Source organism: Pseudomonas sp. 2FE, from assembly GCF_005503735.1.
Classification (GTDB): domain Bacteria; phylum Pseudomonadota; class Gammaproteobacteria; order Pseudomonadales; family Pseudomonadaceae; genus Aquipseudomonas.
Genome location: NZ_SCMO01000010.1, coordinates 14,757 through 32,923, shown reverse-complemented (window position 1 = coordinate 32,923; position 18,167 = coordinate 14,757). Strand labels below are relative to the sequence as shown.

The 18,167-nt window shown below is 62.7% G+C and carries 16 protein-coding genes; all 16 read right to left on the bottom strand.

All coding sequences use genetic code 11. The features are described 5' to 3' along the window. Window positions 1-43 precede the first annotated feature (43 nt). Window positions 44-955, bottom strand: a complete 912-nt coding sequence (gene lpxC, locus FFS12_RS14930; RefSeq protein WP_137887797.1) for a UDP-3-O-acyl-N-acetylglucosamine deacetylase — start codon at window positions 953-955, stop codon at window positions 44-46. 112 nt (window positions 956-1,067) lie between these two features. Further along, entirely contained in the window at window positions 1,068-2,249 is a 1,182-nt protein-coding gene (gene ftsZ / locus FFS12_RS14925; protein ID WP_137887795.1) for a cell division protein FtsZ, read from the bottom strand. Between the two features lie 55 nt (window positions 2,250-2,304). After that, a complete protein-coding gene (gene ftsA / locus FFS12_RS14920; RefSeq protein ID WP_137818118.1) occupies window positions 2,305-3,555 on the bottom strand; it encodes a cell division protein FtsA in 1,251 nt (416 codons plus the stop codon). A gap of 20 nt (window positions 3,556-3,575) precedes the next feature. Beyond that, complete coding sequence (locus FFS12_RS14915) at window positions 3,576-4,451, bottom strand: cell division protein FtsQ/DivIB (RefSeq protein ID WP_137887793.1); 876 nt, start codon at window positions 4,449-4,451, stop codon at window positions 3,576-3,578. Between the two features lie 4 nt (window positions 4,452-4,455). Continuing rightward, on the bottom strand, window positions 4,456-5,403 hold the full coding sequence (locus tag FFS12_RS14910; RefSeq protein ID WP_137887791.1) for a D-alanine--D-alanine ligase: 948 nt from the start codon (window positions 5,401-5,403) through the stop codon (window positions 4,456-4,458). Beyond that, complete coding sequence (murC, locus tag FFS12_RS14905) at window positions 5,400-6,839, bottom strand: UDP-N-acetylmuramate--L-alanine ligase (protein ID WP_171011893.1); 1,440 nt, start codon at window positions 6,837-6,839, stop codon at window positions 5,400-5,402. The genes FFS12_RS14910 and murC overlap by 4 nt, the downstream gene beginning before the upstream one ends. A gap of 28 nt (window positions 6,840-6,867) precedes the next feature. Beyond that, window positions 6,868-7,938: an undecaprenyldiphospho-muramoylpentapeptide beta-N-acetylglucosaminyltransferase gene (gene murG, locus FFS12_RS14900; protein ID WP_137887787.1), complete on the bottom strand. Its 1,071-nt coding sequence runs from the start codon at window positions 7,936-7,938 to the stop codon at window positions 6,868-6,870. Beyond that, on the bottom strand, window positions 7,928-9,169 hold the full coding sequence (gene ftsW, locus FFS12_RS14895; RefSeq protein ID WP_171011892.1) for a putative lipid II flippase FtsW: 1,242 nt from the start codon (window positions 9,167-9,169) through the stop codon (window positions 7,928-7,930). Before ftsW ends, murG begins: the two co-directional genes overlap by 11 nt. 11 nt (window positions 9,170-9,180) lie before the next feature. Continuing rightward, window positions 9,181-10,542, bottom strand: coding sequence for a UDP-N-acetylmuramoyl-L-alanine--D-glutamate ligase (gene murD, locus FFS12_RS14890; RefSeq protein ID WP_137887783.1), 1,362 nt, complete (start codon window positions 10,540-10,542; stop codon window positions 9,181-9,183). Between the two features lie 13 nt (window positions 10,543-10,555). After that, window positions 10,556-11,638 (bottom strand): phospho-N-acetylmuramoyl-pentapeptide-transferase, encoded by a 1,083-nt coding sequence (gene mraY, locus FFS12_RS14885; RefSeq protein WP_137887781.1) that lies wholly within the window; start codon window positions 11,636-11,638, stop codon window positions 10,556-10,558. Then, entirely contained in the window at window positions 11,639-13,018 is a 1,380-nt protein-coding gene (murF, locus tag FFS12_RS14880; protein WP_137887779.1) for a UDP-N-acetylmuramoyl-tripeptide--D-alanyl-D-alanine ligase, read from the bottom strand. Next, window positions 13,011-14,474, bottom strand: coding sequence for a UDP-N-acetylmuramoyl-L-alanyl-D-glutamate--2,6-diaminopimelate ligase (locus tag FFS12_RS14875; RefSeq protein ID WP_137887777.1), 1,464 nt, complete (start codon window positions 14,472-14,474; stop codon window positions 13,011-13,013). The genes murF and FFS12_RS14875 overlap by 8 nt, the downstream gene beginning before the upstream one ends. Then, window positions 14,474-16,201, bottom strand: a complete 1,728-nt coding sequence (locus tag FFS12_RS14870; protein WP_137887992.1) for a penicillin-binding protein 2 — start codon at window positions 16,199-16,201, stop codon at window positions 14,474-14,476. The genes FFS12_RS14875 and FFS12_RS14870 overlap by 1 nt, the downstream gene beginning before the upstream one ends. Beyond that, on the bottom strand, window positions 16,201-16,494 hold the full coding sequence (ftsL, locus tag FFS12_RS14865) for a cell division protein FtsL (protein ID WP_137887775.1): 294 nt from the start codon (window positions 16,492-16,494) through the stop codon (window positions 16,201-16,203). The genes FFS12_RS14870 and ftsL overlap by 1 nt, the downstream gene beginning before the upstream one ends. Then, window positions 16,491-17,432, bottom strand: a complete 942-nt coding sequence (gene rsmH / locus FFS12_RS14860) for a 16S rRNA (cytosine(1402)-N(4))-methyltransferase RsmH (RefSeq protein WP_137887774.1) — start codon at window positions 17,430-17,432, stop codon at window positions 16,491-16,493. Before rsmH ends, ftsL begins: the two co-directional genes overlap by 4 nt. Further along, window positions 17,429-17,884, bottom strand: a complete 456-nt coding sequence (mraZ, locus tag FFS12_RS14855; protein ID WP_137887990.1) for a division/cell wall cluster transcriptional repressor MraZ — start codon at window positions 17,882-17,884, stop codon at window positions 17,429-17,431. Before mraZ ends, rsmH begins: the two co-directional genes overlap by 4 nt. Between the last annotated feature and the right edge of the window lie 283 nt (window positions 17,885-18,167).

Here is an 18,167-nt window from a genome sequence, read left to right as displayed (position 1 = left end):
ACCCTGGGGTGGCCTCTAAAAACAGCAAAAGAGAGAGTCTTGCTTAGCCGGCCGCAACCGGCCGCATGTACGAGATCGGCGCACTCTTCACGTCGTCGAAGGTCACCACTTCCCAAGCATCCTGCTGCTCGATCAAGGTGCGCAGTAGACGATTGTTCAGCGCATGGCCCGACTTGAAGCCTCGGAACTCGCCAATCAGGCTGTTACCCAGCAGATAGAGATCACCGATGGCATCGAGGATTTTGTGTTTAACGAACTCGTCCTCGTAACGCAGGCCGTCTTCGTTAAGCACGCGAAACTCATCGACCACGATGGCGTTTTCTACGCTGCCGCCGAGCGCCAGGTTCTGCGAACGCAGGTGCTCGATGTCACTCATGAAGCCGAAGGTCCGCGCACGGCTCACTTCTTTGACGAAGGAGGTGCTGGAGAAGTCCACCGTGGCACTCTGGGTGCGATTGCGGAAAACCGGATGATCGAAATCGATCTCGAAGCTCACCTTGAAGCCGTCGAAGGGCAGGAAGGTGGCGCGCTTGTCGCCCTCTTCCACTGTCACTTCGCGCTTGATGCGGATGAACTTCTTGGCCGATTCCTGCTCCTGCAGGCCTGCGGATTGAATCAGAAATACGAAGGGCCCAGCACTGCCATCCATGATCGGCACTTCGGACGCGGAGAGCTCGACGTAGGCGTTATCGATGCCCAGGCCAGCCATGGCCGAAAGCAGGTGCTCCACGGTGTCCACCTTGACATCACCATTGATCAACGTGGTCGACATGGTGGTTTCACCGACATTTTCAGCCCGCGCGCGAATTTCTACGACAGGATCCAAGTCGGTACGACGAAACACGATACCGGCATCCACCGGTGCCGGCTTCAGGGTCAGGTAAACCTTTTCCCCGGAATGCAGGCCGACGCCAGTGGCGCGGATGATGTTCTTCAGGGTGCGTTGTCTGATCATGGCTTTGGCCGCTATAGCACTAGTTGCGAATTGTTTTCAACAATGGCCGGCGATGATAGCAGAACCGGCCTTTGCTGAACACCAATCACCCCAATACTCCTGATACATTTCATTAATCAGCCTGACGACGCAGGAAGGCCGGGATGTCCAAATAATCCAGGTCGTCTTGCGGGTTCAGCTTGGCCGCGGTGGCCGCACCAGCGTGAGCCTGATTGCGCATCACGGTCGGGCGATCCAGATCACGGTAGTTGACCGCAGGCTGCTCCTGACGCGATGCAGCCGCCGCGACAGCCGCCGGTTGCACGGTGTTATCGATGACCTTGACCGGCTTCTCGATTTTCGCGCCCAGACCTGTGGCGACTACGGTCACGTGCAGCTCATCGCGCATGTCCGGATCGATCACGGTCCCCACTTTCACGGTGGCGTGCTCGGAGGCGAACTGCTCGATGATGTTACCGACGTCGGAGTACTCACCCAGGGACAGGTCAGGACCGGCGGTGATATTGACCAAGATGCCACGCGCGCCCTGCAGATTCACATCTTCCAGCAGCGGGTTGCGGATGGCCGCTTCAGTCGCTTCACGAGCCCGGTTCGGGCCACTGGCGCAGCCTGTGCCCATCATCGCCATGCCCATTTCGCTCATCACGGTTTTCACGTCGGCGAAGTCGACGTTGATCATGCCGGGACGTTTGATGATGTCGGAGATGCCGCGCACGGCTCCAGCCAGTACATCGTCAGCCTTGGCGAAGGCAGACAGCAGGCTGGCGTCTTTACCGAGGATGGTCAGCAGCTTCTCGTTGGGAATGGTGATCAACGAGTCGACGCTCAAGGACAGCGCCCGGATGCCTTCTTCGGCGATCAGCATGCGCTTGCGGCCTTCGAACGGGAATGGACGGGTCACCACCGCGACGGTGAGGATGCCCATTTCCTTGGCTACTTCGGCGATGATCGGCGCCGCGCCGGTACCGGTACCGCCGCCCATGCCGGTGGTGATGAAGACCATGTCGCAGCCTTGCAGCACTTCGGCGATGCGCTCACGGTCTTCCAGCGCCGCCTGACGGCCGACTTCCGGGTTGGCGCCGGCGCCCAAGCCCTTGGTCACGCCCGTGCCCAGTTGCAGGACGGTACGCGCACCGACATTTTTCAATGCCTGTGCATCGGTGTTGGCGCAGATGAACTCAACGCCTTCAATGTTGTTTTTGGCCATGTGGTTGACGGCATTACCCCCACCGCCACCCACGCCTATTACTTTGATAACTGCACTCTGCGGGATGTTGTCTACGAGCTCAAACATGGTCCCCTCTCCTTTGCTTTCTAGTTGTAACGCCTACTGCACACGCGGTTTAACATCAAAAATTGCCCTGAACCCAGCGCTTCAACCGTTCCAGTACAGGTGTCTTGGGTTCATCGCTATAACTGCCGCTAATGCCAGACAGGGAGATGCCGTCGGACTGCTTTTGCAGCCCATACAGCAGCAGGCCCACGCCTGTGGAATAGATGGGGTTACGTACGACATCGGCCAGTCCCTTGACGCTGTTCGGTACGCCTAAGCGCACCGGCATATGAAAGATCTCTTCGGCCAGCTCGACGGCTCCCTCCATCTTCGCTGTGCCGCCGGTGAGGACGATCCCGGCCGGGATCAGGTCCTCGTAGCCACTGCGCCGCAGCTCAGCTTGCACCAGGGTGAAGAGCTCGTCATAACGCGGCTCCACCACCTCGGCCAGCGACTGGCGGGACAGGTCCCGCGGCGGACGATCGCCGACGCTGGGGACCTTGATGGTCTCGCCTGCGCCGGCCAGCTTGGCTAGGGCGCAAGCATACCGAATCTTGATCTCTTCGGCATATTGGGTCGGCGTGCGCAGGGCCATGGCGATATCGTTGGTGACCTGATCACCGGCGATCGGAATCACCGCCGTGTGACGGATGGCGCCTTCAGTGAAGATCGCGATGTCGGTGGTCCCGCCGCCGATATCCACCAGGCAGACACCCAGCTCCTTCTCGTCATCGGTCAACACCGCATAGGCGGATGCCAGCTGCTCGAGGATGATGTCGTCGATTTCCAGGCCACAGCGACGCACACACTTCTCGATGTTCTGCGCCGCATTCACCGCACAAGTGACCACGTGCACCTTGGCTTCCAGGCGCACGCCCGACATGCCTAGCGGCTCACGCACGCCTTCCTGGTTATCGATCACGTAATCCTGCGCCAGGGTGTGCAGCACCCGCTGATCCGCCGGAATCGCCACGGCTTGAGCGGCGTCCAGCACGCGCTCAAGGTCCGCCTGGCTGACTTCGCGGTCACGGATGGCGACTATGCCGTGGGAGTTCAGGCTGCGGATGTGATTACCGGCCACGCCGACGAAGGCCGAGTGAATCCGGCAACCGGCCATCATTTGCGCTTCTTCTACCGCGCGCTGAATGGATTGCACGGTGGACTCGATGTTCACCACCACGCCCTTCTTCAGGCCGCGCGAGGGGTGGGTACCGATGCCAACGATTTCCAGCTGGCCGTCAGCCGTAACCTCGCCCACCAGCGCCACCACCTTGGAGGTGCCGATATCGAGGCCGACGATCATCTTGCCGCTCTGCACGTTTGCCATGTTGCTTGCCTTCTCCTGATTCACTGCACGGCGACGGTTTTGCCCGTCGCGGGCGCTACCGGCTCACGCCACGCCACGGCCAAGCCGTTGGCGTAACGCAGGTCGACGCGCGAAATATTGGCGATCTGTTCTTTCAAGTTCTTTTCGTAGATGGCGACGAAACGGCGCATCTTCTCGAGCAAATGATCACGCCCCAGCAGCAGCTCAAGGCTTTGTCCGGTGCTGTTCACGCCGGTGGAAAGGAACCAACTGCCACGCTCACGCAACTCCAGGCGGGCCACGGAGAAACCCAGCGGCCGCAGCATCTGGCTCAGCACTTGGTATTGCTGCATCACCTGTTCCTGGGCACGCTGTGGACCCACCAGCTGCGGCAGATTTTCGTAATTCGCCAGCTCGCGCGGGGTAAACGCCTGGCCCTGGTTGTTCAGCAAGGCCGCGTCGCCCCAACGGGCCACCGGCAGTTGTTCTTCCAGGCGGATGGACACGCGATCCGGCCAGACCCGACGCACTTCGGCATGGGCGATCCAGGGCATTTGCTCCAGCTCCGCACGCATGCCGGCGAGGTCGACGGTAAAGAAACTCGCCGCCACATAGGGGGCGATACGTTGCTGCACGGCTTGCTGGCTGATGTAGCTGAGCTCGCCGTCGACATTGATCTTGGTGATCGGCCGGTCGGCATAGGGCAACAAACGCTGCGCCAACTGGTAAGTAGCGAAGCCCAGCACCAACAGCAGCAGCGGCCAGAACACACGCTTGAGCAGGGCAAAGTTCGGCTTCGGCAGGCGCACCGACAGCGGCTCCTTGGCCACCATCCGGCTGGCACCCCGCGGCGCCGGCTTGCGCGGTGAGACGCGGCCGGTAACGGGTTGCTGATGACGGAGCGTGGCGCCGTGCATGGTCTTAACCTCGCGCCTCAACGCTGTCGGCCAGAATCGCCAGCACCAACTGCTGGAAATCCAGGCCGGCGGCGCGAGCGGCCATAGGCACCAGGCTGTGATCGGTCATGCCCGGTACGGTGTTCACTTCCAGCAGCCAGAACTTGCCGGCGGCGTCCTGCATCACGTCCGCACGCGCCCAGCCCTGGACACCCACGGCTTCACAGGCGCGCGCGGTCAGCTTTTTCAGCTCCTGTTCTTTCGCCGCATCCAGGCCGCAGGGAATGCGGTACTGGGTATCCGAGGCCAGGTACTTGGCCTCGTAGTCGTAAAAGCTGTGCGGCGTGCCCAGGCCAATCGGCGGCAGCACTTCGCCGCGCAGCACGGCGATGGTGTACTCGGGGCCCTGAATCCACTGTTCGACCAAGACCTGGGAGTCGTAAGTGCTGGCGGCCTGCCAGGCGACAATCAATTCGTCGACGCTGTTCACCTTGGCCATGCCGATGCTGGAACCTTCATGGGCCGGTTTGACGATCAAGGGGAAGCCCAGCTCCATAGCCGCCGACCGGCAGTCATCCGCGCTCGCCAACACCGCATGCCGCGGCGTCGACAGCCCGAGGCTTTGCCAGACCTGCTTGGTCCGCAGCTTGTCCATCGCCAGCGCCGAAGCCAGCACGCCGCTACCGGTGTAGGGAATTTCCAGGCATTCGAGCAGGCCCTGCATGCTGCCGTCTTCGCCGCCCCGGCCATGCAGCACGATAAAGGCACGGTCGATCTTCTCGCCGACCAGGCGGTGCAGGAAATCATCCCCAACGTCGATCCCGAAGGCATCCACACCGGCACTCAACAGCGCGTCCAGCACGGCATTGCCGGACTTCAGCGACACCGCACGCTCGGCGCTCTTGCCGCCGAACAGCACGGCGACGCGGCCAAAGGCCTGTGGGGCTAGGTTGGATTTCAATTCGCGGCTCATTTGGACGTCCTCGCGGCGGCCGACGCACCGGCACCACCGAATTCACCACCCGCAAACAACGGGCTTTGCAACAGTTGCGGGGCCAAACCGCCGATATCACCCGCGCCCTGGCACAGCAGGATGTCGCCAGCGCGCAGCAGCGGTTTAACCAGCGGCGCCAGCTCGGTGCCGCGCTCGATATAGATCGGGTCGAGCTGGCCCCGCTGGCGAATGCTGTGGCACAGGTGCCGGCTGTCCGCCCCGGGGATCGGCTCTTCGCCGGCCGGGTAGACCTCCATCAGCAGCAGGACGTTGGCATCGGCCAACACCTGGACGAAATCCTCATACAGGTCACGGGTGCGGCTGAAACGGTGGGGCTGGTACACCATCACCAGACGCCGCTCCGGCCAACCGCCACGCACCGCCTTGATCACCGCGGCGACTTCGCGCGGGTGATGGCCGTAATCGTCGACCAACATCACGCTGCCGCCGTCGACCGACAGTTCGCCGTAGACCTGGAAGCGCCGACCGACCCCTTGGAAACCCGACAGGCCCTGGACTATGGCGTCGTCGGCAATGCCTTCATCGGTGGCGATGGCGATGGTGGCCAGGGCGTTCAGGACGTTGTGGTTGCCCGGCATGTTCACCGAGACAGCCAACGGTTCGCGCCCGGCACGCAGCACGGTGAAGTAGGTGAGCATGCCGTCCTGGCGGATATTGATGGCACGCACGTCGGCGTCTTCGCTGGTGCCATAGGTCATAGTTGGGCGGCCGATCAGCGGCAGAATTTCACGCACCACCGGATCATCCACACAGACCACGGCTAAGCCGTAGAACGGCAGGTTATGGAGGAACTCGACGAAGGTTTTCTTCAGTTTGTTGAAGTCCCCTTCGTAGGTGCTCATGTGGTCCATGTCGATGTTGGTGACCACGGCGACCATCGGCTGCAGGTGCAGGAAGCTCGCGTCGCTCTCATCGGCCTCCGCCACCAGATAGCGGCTGGTGCCAAGCTGAGCGTTGGTGCCCGCGGCATTCAGACGCCCGCCGATCACGAAAGTCGGATCCAGACCAGCGGCGGCGAACACCGAGGCGATCAGACTGGTGGTGGTGGTCTTGCCGTGAGTACCGGCAACGGCGATGCCGTGGCGATAGCGCATCAGCTCGGCCAGCATTTCCGCCCGCGGCACCACCGGGATACGGCGCTCCAGGGCAGTCGCGACTTCCGGGTTGGAGGTATTCACCGCGCTGGACACCACCAGCACATCGGCCTGCTCGGCGTTCTCGGCACGGTGGCCGATGAAGATTTGCGCGCCGAAATTCTCCAGGCGCTCGGTCACCGCCGAGTTCTTGAGGTCGGAACCGGAGACTTGATAACCGAGGTTCAGCAACACCTCGGCAATGCCGCACATGCCGGCGCCACCGATGCCGACGAAGTGAATACGGCGGATACGGCGCATTTCCGGTTGCGGGAAGGCTTTTTGGCTCTCAACCACGGGCCACCTCCAGGCAAATCTCCACCACCGTACGGGTGGCGTCGGGTTTGGACAGGCGGCGGGCGGTGCTCGCCATATAGATCAGTCGTTCGGGATGCATCAAAACCTCGGTCAGGCGCTCGGCCAAATCGGCGGCACCGGTCGTCGCTTGCGGCAGCAGGAAGGCAGCGCCTTCCCGCGCCAGATAGTCGGCATTGCGGGTCTGGTGATCGTCGATGGCGTGCGGCAATGGCACCAATATCGACGGCAGCCCGGCAGCAGCCAGTTCACTGATGGTCAGCGCGCCGGCGCGGCATACCACCAGGTCGGCCCAGGCATAAGCGCCGGCCATGTCTTGGATAAAGGGGGCGACGTGAGCCTGCACGCCTTCGGCGCGGTAACGATCGGCCGTCACCTCGGCGTGTTGCTTGCCGGCCTGATGGACCACCTCCGGACGCAACTCGGCCGGCACTTCACCCAAGGCCTCCGGCAGCAGCTTGTTCAGCGGCTCGGCGCCGAGGCTGCCGCCGAGGATCAGCAGGCGCAGCTTGCGGTTGTGCAAAGCGGGCCGTGGAGTTTCCAGGAACAGCTCTTCGCGCACCGGGTTGCCGGTGGTACGGCGTTTGGCCGAGGCGCCAAACGTATTCGGGAAGGCCTCGCAGACGCGGGTCGCGAAACGCACCAGGCTGCGGTTGGCCGTCCCGGCCACCGCGTTCTGCTCGTGGATGATCAACGGCACGCCGGCCAGTTTCGCCGCCAGCCCGCCCGGGCCGGTGACGTAACCGCCCATCCCAAGCACGCACACCGGGCGCAACTTACGCACGATCCTGCGCGCCTGGAACAAGGCCAGGACCAGACTGAACGGCGCTTTCAGCAGCGCCAGCAGGCCTTTGCCACGCAGCCCAGCGACGTTGATCAGATGCAGCGGCAGGCCGGCCTGCGGCACCAGCTCGTTTTCGATACCCCGTGGAGTGCCCAGCCAATGCACGTTGTAGCCGCGCGCCTGAAACTCACGGGCGCAGGCCAGCGCCGGGAACACGTGCCCACCGGTGCCACCGGCCATGATCAGAATATTAGCGGCCATGGACGACCTCCTCGAGCTGGCTCTTTTTCTTGGGGAGGTCTTCGGCGAAGTCACTCTCGACGAAGTCGATATCCTCACTGCCCAGCACCGTGCGCCGCTCCCACTCGATGCGCAGCAGCAAGCCAAGACAGGCACAACAGATCACCAACGAGCTACCGCCATAACTGAGGAACGGCAAGGTCAGGCCCTTGGTCGGCAACAGGCCGACGTTCACCCCGATATTGATCAAGAACTGACCAATCCAGAGGAACGCCAGACCGTAGGCGACATAGGCGGCGAAGAACTGCTTGGCCTTCTCCGCCCACAGCCCGATATACAAGGCCCGCACGCTGACGAAGACGAACAGGCCAACGGTGGCCAGTGCGCCGACCAGGCCCAGTTCTTCCGCCAGCACCGCGAACACGAAGTCGGTGTGGGCTTCCGGCAGGTAGAACTGCTTCTGGATGCTATTGCCCAGCCCCACCCCCAGCCATTCGCCGCGGCCGAAGGCGATCAGCGCCTGAGTCAACTGATAACCGGAACCAAACTGGTCGGCCCAGGGGTCGGTGAAGGTGATCAGGCGTTGCAGGCGGTACTCCTGAGTCTGCACCAACACCACCACGGCGCCGACCGCCAGCCCGACCATCAAGGCAAAACGGAACAGGCCGACACCACCGAGGAACAGCATGGCGGCGGCGGCCCCCATCATCACCACGGTGGCACCGAAGTCCGGCTCCAGCAGCAGCAGGCCGGCCATCGGCAGCAGCACGACGAAGGGCTTGAAGAAGCCGGCCCAGCTCTCGCGGACTTCCTCCTGTCGGCGCACCAGATAGCCGGCCAGGTAGAGCACCACGAAGACCTTGGCGATTTCCGAAGGCTGCACGTTAAAGGCGCCGAAACCGATCCAGCGCATCGAGCCGTTCACTTCGCGGCCGATGCCCGGCACCAGCACCAGCACCAGCAAGCCGAAGGCAGCGACCAACAACAACCAACCCATGCGCTGCCAGGTGGACAGCGGAATTATCAGCATCACGCCCGCCGCGCCAATGCCGATCAGGATATAAATCAGGTGGCGGATCATGTGGTACAGCGGATTGCCGGATTGCACGGCCGCTACTTCCGAGGACGCCGAGGTGATCATCACCAACCCCAGGCCGAGCAGTGCCAGGCAGCCCGCCAGCAGCGGAAAGTCCAGGTCGATGCCGCGCCGGCTAAACAGCGGCGATGGGTAAGGACGCAGGATGCCTAGCAGTGTCGTAAGCATCAGGAGAGCGCCTCCACCGCTTGGGCAAACAGGCGCCCGCGCTCTTCGAAATTCTTGAACATATCCAGGCTGGCGCAGGCTGGTGACAACAGCACGGCATCGCCGTCCTGAGCCAGCTCGGCGGCTTTGCGCACCGCCTCCTCGAGGGTTTTCACGTGAATCAGCGGCACGCCATCGTGCCCGTCTTCACCACCCAGGGCCTGTGCGAGCAACTGCGCATCCCGCCCGAGCAGCAAGACCGCGCGGCAATGCTTGCCGACCGGCGCACGCAGGGCCGAGAAGTCGGCACCCTTGCCGTCGCCACCGGCCACCAGCACCAGTTTGCCGGCGATATCCGCCCCCAGACCTTCGATGGCCGCCAGCGCGGCGCCGACGTTGGTGGCCTTGGAGTCGTCGTAATAGCTCACCCCGGCCCGCTCACGCAGCCATTGGCAGCGGTGCGCCAGGCCGCTGAAGGCGCGCAGTGCCTGCAGCATCGGCGCGAACGGCAGGCCGACCGCATGACCCAGCGCCAAGGCGGCCAAAGCGTTGGCCTGGTTATGTGCGCCACGGACTTTCAGTTCGCGTACCGGCATTAGCGTCTCGAATTGGAAGGCCAGATGCTTCTCACCGCCCTCCTCGAGCAGGCCGAAACCCTTGAAGTCCGGCTTGTTCAGGCCAAAAGTCCAGCACGGCACTTGCTCACCGATCAACGGCCGCGACAGGCCGTCCTGACGGTTCACCACCACTTGCCGGGCGCCGCGGAAGATCCGGTGCTTGGCCTGGTGATAGGCCGGCAGACCGCTGTAACGATCCATATGGTCTTCGCTGATATTCAGCACGGTGGCCACTTCGGCATTCAGTTGCTCGGTGGTTTCCAGCTGGAAGCTCGACAGCTCGAGCACGTACAGCTCGACGTCATCCTGTAACAGCTCCAGCGCCGGGGTGCCGAGGTTGCCGCCGACGGCGACCTTCTTACCGGCGGCTGCCGCCATCTCACCGACCAGGGTGGTCACCGTGCTCTTGGCGTTGGAGCCGGTGATGGCAATGATCGGCGCCTTGGCGTGGCGGGCGAACAGTTCGATATCGCCCAACAACTTCACGCCGCGCACAGCCGCCTGTTGCAGCGCCGGGGTGGCCAGCGCCAGGCCAGGGCTGACGTAGAGTTCGTCGGCACGGCAGAGGAAGTCCACATCCAGCTCGCCACAACGCACTTCAACCTGCGGAAACTGCGCACGAATCGTGGCCAGCTCCGGCGGGTTCTCGCGCGTGTCGGCGACAGCAAAGCGGACGCCCTGACGCGCGAGGAAGCGCACCAGCGACATGCCGCTCTTGCCGAGGCCGACAACGATGCGGAAGTGGTCAGAAGCGATCAGGGTCATGGGCTCCTCGTCCTTAACGCAGTTTCAGCGTGGCTAGACCGATCAACACCAGAATCACGGTGATGATCCAGAAGCGCACGATGACGCGCGGCTCCGGCCAGCCTTTCAGTTCAAAGTGGTGATGAATCGGCGCCATGCGAAACACCCGCTTGCCGGTCAACTTGAAGGAGGCGACCTGGATCACCACCGAGAGGGTTTCCATCACGAACACCCCGCCCATGATGAACAGCACGATTTCCTGACGGACGATCACCGCGATGGTGCCCAGCGCGGCGCCAAGGGCCAAGGCGCCGACGTCGCCCATAAAGACTTGGGCCGGGTAGGTGTTGAACCAGAGGAAACCAAGGCCGGCACCGACCAGCGCGGCGCAGAACACGATCAGCTCGCCAGAGCCCGGCACGTAGGGAATCAACAGGTATTCGGCGAACTTCACGTTACCCGACAGGTAGCAGAAGATCCCCAGCGCGCCGCCGACCATCACCGTGGGCATGATGGCCAGGCCGTCGAGACCGTCGGTCAGGTTGACCGCGTTGCTCGAGCCGACGATGACGAAGTAGGTCAGGACCACGAAGCCAATGCCCAGCGGAATGCTGACATCCTTCAGGACCGGCAGGATCAAGGTGGTTTCCACCGTGCTCGGCGCAGTCATATAAAGGAAGAGCGCAGCGCCCAGACCGAACACCGACTGCCAAAAGTATTTCCAGCGGCTTGGCAGACCTTTCGAGTTCTTCTCGATCACCTTGCGGTAATCGTCGACCCAGCCGATGCCACCGAACAGCAGCGTAACGATCAGCACAACCCAGACATACCGATTGGACAGATCCGCCCAGAGCAAAGTGCTGATGGCGATGGCCGAGAGAATCAGCGCGCCGCCCATGGTCGGCGTACCGGATTTCGACAGGTGCGATTGCGGGCCGTCGTTACGAACCGACTGACCGATCTGGCGAATCTGCAGGGTGCGAATCATCCACGGCCCCAGCCACAGCGACAGCGACAGCGCGGTGAGCACGCCCAAGATCCCGCGCAGGGTCAGGTATTGAAAGACCGCGAAGCCCTTGTAGAACTGTTGCAGATACTCCGCCAGCAGCAGCAGCATTTAGTGACTCCCCTCGCTGGTACCGCACAAGGCTGCGACGACTTTTTCCATCGCCGCGCTGCGCGAACCCTTAATTAGAATGGTGGTGGTGCCCTGTTCGGCCCCCAGCGCCGCGATCAGGCTGGCCTGATCGGCGAAATGGCGACCGCCGGCGCCGAACGCCGCGACGGCATGCGCCATCAGCGGGCCCACGGCATACAGGGCGCTAACCTTGTCGGCGGCATAGGCGCCAACGTCGCGGTGCCCCTGCTCGGCCCAGTCGCCCAGCTCACCGATATCCCCGAGGACCAGAACGGTGCGCCCGGAAAAGCCGGCGAGTATATCAACGGCCGCACACATGGAGGTCGGGTTGGCGTTGTAGCTGTCATCGATGACGCGCACGCCGTTCGTCGCCAGCTGCGCTACGGCGCGGCCTTTGACCGGTTGCACGCTTTCCAGCCCGGCGACTATACCGACCAGCGGCACGCCCAGGGCGAAAGCCGCGCCGGCGGCGGCCAGTGCATTGGCGACGTTATGCACGCCGAGCAGATTGAGTTGAATCCGCGCGCTACCGGCTGGGCTATGCAGGCTAAACGCCTGGCAACCGCGGGCGTCACGGCTCAGCTCGCCGGCACGGAAATCCGCCTTGGGGTTATCCAGCGCGAAACTCAGCACCTTGCGGGCCTTGGCGCGCGACTGCCAGGTCGCGAAGGCTTTATCGTCCAGATTGAGTACCGCGACCCCTGTTGCAGGGAGCCCTTCGAGGATCTCACCCTTGGCCTGAACGATCTTCTCCGGTCCGCCAAACTCGCCGACATGGGCGGTGCCGGCGTTGGTGATGACTGCCACTTGCGGCCGAGCCAGGTTGACGGTGTAGGCGATCTCACCGATGCGCGAAGCCCCCAGTTCAATCACTGCGCCGACATGCTCCGGCGCCAATTCCAGCAAGGTCAGCGGCACGCCAAGGTCGTTGTTCAGGTTGCCACGGGTCGCCAGTACCGGGCCACCGTGCCCGGCGATGCCCGCACGCAGGATACTGGCGAGCATTTCCTTGACCGTAGTTTTGCCGCTGGAACCGGTGATTGCGGCCAGCGGGCCGAGGTAGGCCTGGCGATTCAAGGCGGCGAGTTGCCCCAGCGCCTGACGGCTGTCGTGCACGACCAGTTGCGGCAACGGCGCACCGGCGACTTCACGCTCGACCAGAGCCGCCACGGCGCCTTTCTCCGCCACTTCATGCAAATACGAGTGGCCGTCGAAACGCGGGCCGGTCAAGGCAATAAACAGCTGACCCGGTTGAATCGCGCGGCTATCGGTGTTCACCGCATTGAACAGCCCGTCCGCACCGACCAGGCGCCCCCTCAAGGGGGCAGCGATTTCACTCAAACGCAGAGCTTTAAGCATGCGCCACCTCCCACGCCGCCAAGGCTTTGCCGGCCTCGTCCAGATCGGAGAACGGCTGCCGCTCACCCTGGATTTCTTGATAGTCCTCATGCCCTTTGCCGGCCAGGACGACCACGTCCGCAGCCTCGGCACTGGCGATCAACTGGGCGATGGCCTGGCCGCGACCGTAGACGAAACGGACCTTCTCCGGTGCCGTCAGGCCCGCACGGATATCGGCGAAGATCTGCTCAGGAGCCTCACCGCGCGGGTTGTCATCGGTGACCAACACAGCGTCGGCCAAACGTTCGACCACCTCAGCCATCAGTGGACGCTTGCCGCGGTCACGGTCGCCGCCGCAGCCGAACAGGCAGAGCAGACGGCCCTGAGTATGTGGGCGCAGGGCTTCGAGGACTTTCTCCAGCGCATCAGGGGTGTGCGCGTAATCGACCACGACCAACGGCTGCTTGCCGCCACCTAGACGCTGCATACGCCCAGCAGGGCCTTGCAGCGCTGGCAGGACTTTGAGAATTTCGTCCAGCGGGTAATCCATCCCAAGCAAGGCGCCGACTACCGCCAACAGATTGCTCAAGTTGAAACGCCCGAGCAGTGAGCTGCGCAGGCTGCCCTCACCTTTAGGCGTGACCAGCTTGGCGCGTACGCCGTGATCATCGAAGTGCGCTTCACTGCAATACAGGTAAGCGCTGGCGTCTTCCAGGCTGTAGGTGATCAACCGGGATTCCTGCAGCTCGGCAGCCAGTTGGCGGCCAAAGGCATCATCCAGGTTCAGCACCCGGCAACGCAGACCTGGCCAACCGAACAGCTCGGCCTTGGCCGCACCATAGGCCGCCATCGAACCGTGGTAATCCAGGTGGTCGCGCGACAAATTGGTGAACACCGCCACATCGAACGCCAGGGCCGCGACGCGGCCTTGATCCATCCCGTGGGAGGACACTTCCATCGCCACCGCTCGTGCGCCGGCCTGCTTCAGGTTGGCCAGCACCGCCTGCACGCCTATCGGGTCCGGCGTGGTATGGCGACCCTGTTCCAGGGCATTGTGAAAGCCCGTCCCGAGGGTGCCGACAATCCCGCAGCGCTCGCCGAAGTGATCCAGCGCCTGGGCGAGCAACTGGCTGACACTGGTCTTGCCGTTGGTACCGGTGACGCCGACCAGATGCAGGGCGCGGCTCGGTTCACCGTAGAAACGCCCGGCAATGGCCGACAACTGCCCCGCCAGGTTCTTCAATGGAATCAACTGCGCACTGCTGGCCGTCATCACCGCTGCGCCTTCGGCTTCATAGGCCACGGCGGCGGCGCCACGCGCGATGGCGTCGCCGATATGCACACGGCCATCCTGCTGGCCACCCGGCACGGCGAGGAACAGATCGCCCGGACGCACCTTGCGGCTATCCAGGGTCAGTTCGCGGATCAGCACCGAGCTTTCCGCCTCGGGCAACAACTGATTGAGCGGCATGGGCATCAGATCCGCCCTCCTTTACCAGCGCTTGCCACAGCCGTCTGAGGTACGACCGGCGGCGGCAAATTATCGGGAACGACGTTCATCAGACGCAGGGCGCCGGCCATGACTTTGGCAAACACCGGCGCGGCGACCAGACCGCCGTAGTAACCGACTTTACTCGGCTCGTCGATCACCACCACCATGGCAATCCGTGGGTTGGAGATCGGCGCCAAGCCGGCGAAAACCGAGCGGTACTGGTTAGGCGCATAGCCGCCGCCGGGCAACGTTTTGTGCACGGTGCCGGTCTTGCCGCCGACCTGATACCCAGGAACCCGTGCACGCGAAGCCGTACCGCCGTCTTCGTCGACCACGGTACGCAGCATTTGCAGCACTTCGCGGCTGATGGTCTGGTCAATCACCTGCACCGGCTGCGGCGCACGGTCTTGACGGACCAGCGACAGTGGAATGCTGCCACCATAGTTACCGAGCACGGTGTAGGCATGCGCCAACTGCCCGGCAGTCACGGACAGGCCATAGCCGAAGGCCATGATCGAGGTTTCCAGTGGCTTCCAGACGCGGAAGTTCGGCAGGTTACCGACCCGCTCACCGGGAAAACCGAGGCCCGTGTCCTGCCCCAGGCCGACCTGCTGCAAGGTCGCGTAAAGACTTTCGCCACCGACATCCAGGGCGATTCGCGCGACCCCGACGTTGCTGGACTTCTTGATCACCCCGGTCACATCCAGCACGCCGTAGTTATGCGTGTCGCGAATGGTTTTGCGGCCAACCTGCATATAGCCGGGCCGGGTATCCATCACGGTATCCGGCCGGTATTTACCCGAGGCCAGACCCATCGCCACGGTAAACGGTTTGACCGTCGAACCGGGCTCGAACACATCGATCAGCGCCCGATTTCGCATCGCCGCCGGTTGCAGGTTGCGGCGGTTATTCGGGTTGTAAGCCGGCTGATTCACCATGGCCAACACTTCGCCGGTCTTCACATCGACCATCACCAAGCTGGCCGCCTTGGAACCGAACTCGATCATGGCGTTGCGCAGTTCACGGTGTGCCAGATACTGCAAGCGCAGGTCAATCGACAGCGCCAGCGCCTTGCCCGCCTTGGCGTTCTGCGTGACCTGCACATCCTTGATCAGCCGGCCGCGACGGTCTTTCAACACCTGCCGCTTACCCGGCACACCTGCCAGCCAGTCTTCGAAAGCCAGCTCGACGCCTTCGCGGCCCTTGTCATCCACGTCGGTAAAGCCCACCACATGCGCGGCCACTTCACCGGCCGGGTAGAAACGGCGGAACTCTTCGATGGCGTAGACACCCGGCACCTTGAGGTCGAGCACGACCTGACCTTGCTCGGGCGTCAAGCCGCGCACCAGATACATGAACTCGCGCCCGGTGCTCTGCTCCAGACGCTGAGCGAAGGCTTTCGGCTCCTGGCCAAGCGCCGCCGCCAAGGCCGGCCAACGATCACGCGCGGCTTGCAGTTCTTTGCCATTTGCCCACAAGGTGGTGACCGGAGTGCTGACCGCCAGAGGCTCACCGTTGCGATCGGTAATCAAGCCGCGGTGCGCCGGAATCGGCACATGCCGCACGCTACGCGCATCACCCTGGCCCTTAAGAAAGTCATGATCGACCACATGCAGATCAATGATCCGCCAGGCGATCGCCCCCACCATCGCCGCGAGCAAGGCCAGCACCACGCGAAACCGCCAGGGATAAAGCGCGCCTTCGAGCTTCATCATGGCGCCACCATGCGCACTTCGGCCGGCTCAGGAATGCGCATTTCCAGCTGCTCGCTGGCCAGGGTCTCGATGCGGCTATGCGCAGTCCAGGTACTTTGCTCGAGAATCAGGCGGCCCCACTCAGCCTGCGCCTTATCGCGCACGCTGAGCTCGGCATAGAGCGCATTGAGCAGTTGGCGATTCCAGTGCGCGCTGTAGGACACGGCAATCGCCGAAACCAGCACGCCGACAAACAGCGCCAGCATCAGCAGGCTGCCGCCCGGCAAGGGCTTGGCGAAGGCGCGACTCACCGCAGCTTCTCCGCCACACGCATGACCGCACTGCGCGCACGCGGGTTGGCCTTCAACTCGGCCTCAGAAGCGAATTGCGGCTTGCCAAGCACCTTGATCCGCGGCTCGAAGGCAGCGAAACGAACCGGCAGATCACGCGGTAGATTGTCCGCCTCGCCTTTAACATGACGCCGCATAAACAGCTTAACGATGCGGTCTTCCAGTGAATGGAAGCTGATCACTACCAGCCGCCCACCGACCTCCAGGGCCTCCAACGCGGCATCCAGACCACGCTCGAGGTCGCCCAGCTCATTATTCACATGGATGCGCAGGCCCTGGAAAGCACGGGTCGCCGGATTCTTGCCCTTTTCCCAAGCCGGATTAGCGACCTTGAGCACCTCGGCCAGGTCGGCCGTGCGCTCGAAACGCTGAACTTCCCGACGCTCCACGACGGCGCGAGCCATGCGCTTGGCAAAACGCTCTTCGCCATATTCCTTGAAGACCCGGGCGATCTCTTCCGCGGAAGCGCTGGCGATAAAGTCAGCCGCACTAATGCCGCGAGTCGGATCCATGCGCATATCCAGCGGGCCGTCATTGAGGAAACTAAAGCCGCGCTCAGCATCATCCAACTGCGGCGAGGAGACGCCTAAATCCAGCAGCACCCCCGCCACTCGGCCGAGCATATTACGCGCCGCAACCTCCTCGCCCAGCTCGGCAAAACTGCGCTGCACAACGACAAAGCGGCCGTCTTCGGCCGCCAGTGCTTCCCCAGTCGCGATCGCCTGTGGATCTTTATCGAAACCGAGTAGATGCCCATCCGGGCCAAGTTTTTCGAGGATCAACCGACTGTGCCCGCCGCGCCCGAAGGTGCCGTCCAGGTAGCAGCCATCCGCGCGCACGGCCAGAGCCTCAACGGCTTCGTCAAGCAATACGGTGATGTGGCGGAAGCCGCTAGTCATAGGATCAAATCACGCAGTTCGTCCGGCAGACCGCCGGGTTGTTTAATGGCCGCCAGATCCGCATCAGCAACAGCGTTCCAGGCGTCCTCGTCCCACAATTGGAATTTATTCAGTTGGCCGACCAGCATCGCACGCTTGTCCAGCTTGGCGTATTCACGCAGGCGCGGCGGCACCAGGAAGCGACCACTAGCGTCCAACTCCAGATCCACGGCATTGCCGATCAGCAGGCGTTGCAGGCGACGGGTTTCTTCACGCAGAGAGGGCAGTTCACGGAGCTTCGCTTCAATCAGCTCCCACTCGGACAGCGGGTAAACGCACAAGCAAGGATCGATAGCATCGATGGTGACGATGAGCTGGCCATTCGAACGCGAAACGAGCTCGTCCCGATACCGACTTGGCATCGCGAGTCGCCCTTTGGCGTCGAGAGATATGGCGTTAGCTCCGCGAAACAAGGTTGCGCTCCCCCACTTTGATCGGCTGTCCATGCCTAAAAAACCCACTTCATGCCACTTCATGCCACTTATTGCACACTATAGGAATGCGGCCACCCCACCGTCAAGGCGCGCCAAGCGGGAAAAATCCTTATAGGACGGCAATTTAGCGAACTCAGGAGGGGGTTTAGCGAGGCTTTGCGAGACCTTTTTGAGGACGAAACTTAACCAACTCAAGAAGCTGAACTTCAAACTTAAAGTAGTTTGTTAAGAGTAAGATTTTTTCGGTATTAGAAATGCGCTG